The following is a 3,534-nucleotide window of genomic DNA, read 5'->3' as shown; positions in this document are numbered from 1 at the left end:
CTTCGAACCCTGTGCAGCTTTAAATAAAATTATTTTTGTCGTTTACTATAGAAGCTAGGAGCTAGCAGCCCCGCTCCTACTGACTCCAACCGTAATCCCCCTACCCACGTAAAAAGCCCGGGGAAATGGATTCCATTTTCCCGGGCTTTCTTATGCGCTTATTCTGCAGAAATGAACATGGGGTACAGGGGCTGTCCGCCATCGTACATTTCAAAGGTAATATCGGGGTACTTCTTTTCTGCCTTGTCCAGTTCTTTCCGGCAGTCCTCTTCGGAGAGGTCCTTGCCGTAGTACACGGTGACAATTTCCGTATCTTCCGTGGTAATGAGGCCCAGAACTTTTTCGAAGCAGGTGGTGAAGTCTTTTTCTGCCACCACTTCGTGGTTCTTGGTGAGGCCCATGAAGTCATCCTTGTGAATCACGGACTTGCCTACCACGCTGTCCCGGACGGCGGTGGTGATCATGGCGGATGTGATGTCTCCCATCCGTTCTGTCATGGCGGTGAGGTTATCTTCTACCATGTTCTCCTCGGAGAATGCCATGGCTGCAGCCAGGCCTTCCATGGGGTTCGTGGAAGGAACGATGTGAACCTTTTCACCCAGCATTTTCTTCAGCTGCTGGGCAGCGAGGATGATGTTCTTATTGTTCGGGAGGATGATGTATTTTTCATACTGCCCGTTGTCCATGCCCTGGTTCAGTTCCTGCACCGAGGGGTTCATGGACTGGCCGCCGGAAACCACGTCGGCTCCCAGTTTCTTGAAGAGCTCTGTCCATCCGTCACCGGAAACTACGGTAAGGATGCCCAGGGGTTTCTTGGCCATTTTCTGCTGTTTTTCTTTATTCTTGTGGAACTGGTCCACCATGTTGTCGCACTTGATGTCGTGGAGGGTGCCCCAGTCGGCAGCCATGTCGAGGACGTGGCCCGGACGCTGGGCATGGATATGAACCTTGACGAGGTTATCCCCTTCTGCCACGATCATGGATTCGCCCCAGGGGGACAGTTTCTTTCTGACTTCCTTCGCCCTGATCTTGCAGGGGCTGATGATGAATTCGGTGCAGTAAGGATATTCAATGGAGAAGGTTTCGCCCTTCGCTTCCAGACGGCTGATGACCGGTTTCACGTCGACCTTTACGTCTTCCACCTTGCCGGTGAGGCCATTCAGGCATCCCATGAGGAAGAAAATCAGTCCCTGGCCGCCGGCATCGACTACGTTGGCGTCCTTCAGGATCTGGAGCTGTTCCGGTGTCTTTGCCAGGGCTTCATTGCCGCACTTGATGGAGGCTTCTAAAATTTTGGAGAAATCAGTCTCTGTGCGGATGATTTCCCGTGTTCCCTTGGCAATGCCCCGGGCTACGGAAAGGATGGTCCCTTCCACCGGCTTGGTGACAGCCCGGTAGGCATAGAGGATGCCGTACTGGAAGGCTTTACTCATCTGCCCGCAGGAGGCGGTCTTTTTGCCGTGGAGTCCCCGGCTGATGCCGTGGATGATCTGGGACAGGATGACGCCGGAATTGCCCCGGGCCCCCATGATGGCACCGGCTGCCGCTTTTTCCGCCAGGATGCCTACGGGCTGGTCCGGTTTTTCATCGGCCACCATGCTGTACATGGATTTCAGTGTGTTCAGCATGTTGTTTCCCGTATCTCCGTCGGGTACGGGGAATACGTTCAGCTGGTTGATGATTTCGTACTTTTTCTGGAACAGCTGGTACGCGCCGATCAGCATGTTCTTGAAGCAAACCCCGTCAATAATATTATACATGTTCTATTCCCCCATTATTTGGCACTTTCAAATATAATTCCTGTCAGCCCGGGCCCCAGGTAAGATGCCAGAACAGGGGTACCGGTGGAAAGGGTGACTTCGATGTCCGGATACTCTTCCTGCACCCGGGCCTGGAGGGCCTTTCCTCCCTCTTCATTCTCTATATGGACGATGCCGATCCGCTTGCACGGAGAATTGGCGCGGAGGTAGTCAATCATGGCGGCGGTGGCTTTCTTGCTCGTCCGTACTTTGGCCAGGACGTCCACTTCATTCTTGTCGTTCAGGAAAATGACCGGCTTGATTTTCAGGATGCTGCCGATGAGGCCTGCGGCTTTACCGATACGGCCGCCCCGGCGGAGGTAGTCCAGCGTATCCACGGTGAAGGTGGTTCTCATGTTTTCCGCGGATTTCATGAGGGCTTTGCTGATTTCTTCAAACGAAAGGCCCTGGTCAATGAATTCCAGCGCATCTTCCACGATTTCCATCATGCCGATGGCGGTGGTCCTGGAATTGATGACGGTGATGTTCTTCCGTCCGCTCTGGCGCGCGGCAAGAACGGCACCGTTATAGGTACCGCTGACGCCGGAAGTAATGCAGATCACGATAATGGGGTCTTCCTTCGGAATGGTTTCGAACATTTTGAGGAAATCCCCGGTACTGGGCTGGCTGGTAGGAACCGCCTTTTTTGTGCTTTCGGAATAGTCGATGACCTGTTCAATGGTGGCTTCGTATTCCGGCACGTACTCCCCTTTCACGGAAATGAAGAGGGGAATCACATGTACATTGGCATGCTTTTCCAGAAAGTCCTTCGGAATGGCTGCCGTACTGTCTACTACTAGCTGAATCATGGGTGAGCGTCCTTCCTTGTTATTTTTGTTCTTTCGCTTTTCTTTCTGCTTTCCTGGCTGCTTTTCGTTCCGCAAATTCCTTCAGGAGCTGCTGGTAGTCATCATTGTCGTAGCCATTGGTGGCAAGGATGTATTCTTTAATTTTCTTGCGCTGCAGGGCCACGTTCATGGCAGAAAGTTCGAAGGGATCCAGGGAAATCCGGGCAAGCATTTCGCCGGTGGAAGAGTACCCCACAATACCCTCCCCCAGGAGGTCCACCAGCTTTTCTCTCTTCACAGATTCGCAGAAGGTGCGGAAAAATTTCTCCGCCTCTTTGATCATACGGTCGCGAATCCGCTTGTATTCCTCCGCTTTGTCCGCAGGAATCCGGAATCCATCGACTTCGACATATTTATTGGGTAAGTTAAACATAGTATCACCTGTTGATTTTATATTTATCCACTATACCTAAGTGTATCGCCCATTCCAGTTTTGGTCAAGCTGAATCGGTCAATTATGTATAAAAGATAGGAGATTGAGACCGAGGTCGAGGGTAGGGATAGCCGCATTTACGTGCGAACGGGCGGGGCTTGGAAAAATCAGGAGTTAGGAATGAGGAATGAGGAATGAGGAATGGTGGTGCGCCGCATCAGAATAAAAAGCGGCGCGATTTTTGTATTCAGCCGCTTCGCGGCGGGTGTCGGGTGGCTCGCAGGCATGCGAACGGGCGGGGCTTTGGAAAAATTAGGAGTTAGGAATGAGGAATGAGGAATGGTGGTGCGCCGCATCAGAATAAAAAGCGGCGCGATTTTTGTATTCAGCCGCTTCGCGGCGGGTGTCGGGTGGCTCGCAGGCATGCGAACGGGCGGGGCTTTGGAAAAATTAGGAGTTAGGAATGAGGAATGAGGAATGGTGGTGCGCCGCATCAGAATAAAAAGCGGCGCGA

At 52.5% G+C, this 3,534-nt stretch carries 4 protein-coding genes; all 4 read right to left on the bottom strand.

What is annotated here, in order from left to right; all coding sequences use genetic code 11:
* Nucleotides 1-158: 158 nt before the first annotated feature.
* The gene (locus QZR21_RS08670) at nt 159-1,760 is read right to left on the bottom strand and encodes a DAK2 domain-containing protein (RefSeq protein ID WP_296100375.1); all 1,602 of its coding nucleotides are present in this window, start codon (nt 1,758-1,760) and stop codon (nt 159-161) included.
* 14 nt (nt 1,761-1,774) lie between these two features.
* Nucleotides 1,775-2,608: a DegV family protein gene (locus QZR21_RS08665; RefSeq protein WP_296100378.1), complete on the bottom strand. Its 834-nt coding sequence runs from the start codon at nt 2,606-2,608 to the stop codon at nt 1,775-1,777.
* A gap of 19 nt (nt 2,609-2,627) precedes the next feature.
* Nucleotides 2,628-3,020 carry a hypothetical protein gene (locus QZR21_RS08660; RefSeq protein WP_296974969.1) on the bottom strand — a complete coding sequence of 131 codons (393 nt, stop codon included), beginning with the start codon at nt 3,018-3,020 and terminating at the stop codon, nt 2,628-2,630.
* Between the two features lie 167 nt (nt 3,021-3,187).
* Nucleotides 3,188-3,534 (bottom strand): hypothetical protein (locus QZR21_RS08655; RefSeq protein WP_296974966.1); only part of this gene is annotated, 347 nt, incomplete at its 5' end.

The sequence above is a fragment of the uncultured Dialister sp. genome (assembly GCF_900541605.1).
Classification (GTDB): domain Bacteria; phylum Bacillota; class Negativicutes; order Veillonellales; family Dialisteraceae; genus Dialister.
The sequence above is the reverse complement of the archived record's forward strand: the minus strand, read 5'-3'. Positions and strand labels throughout refer to the sequence as shown.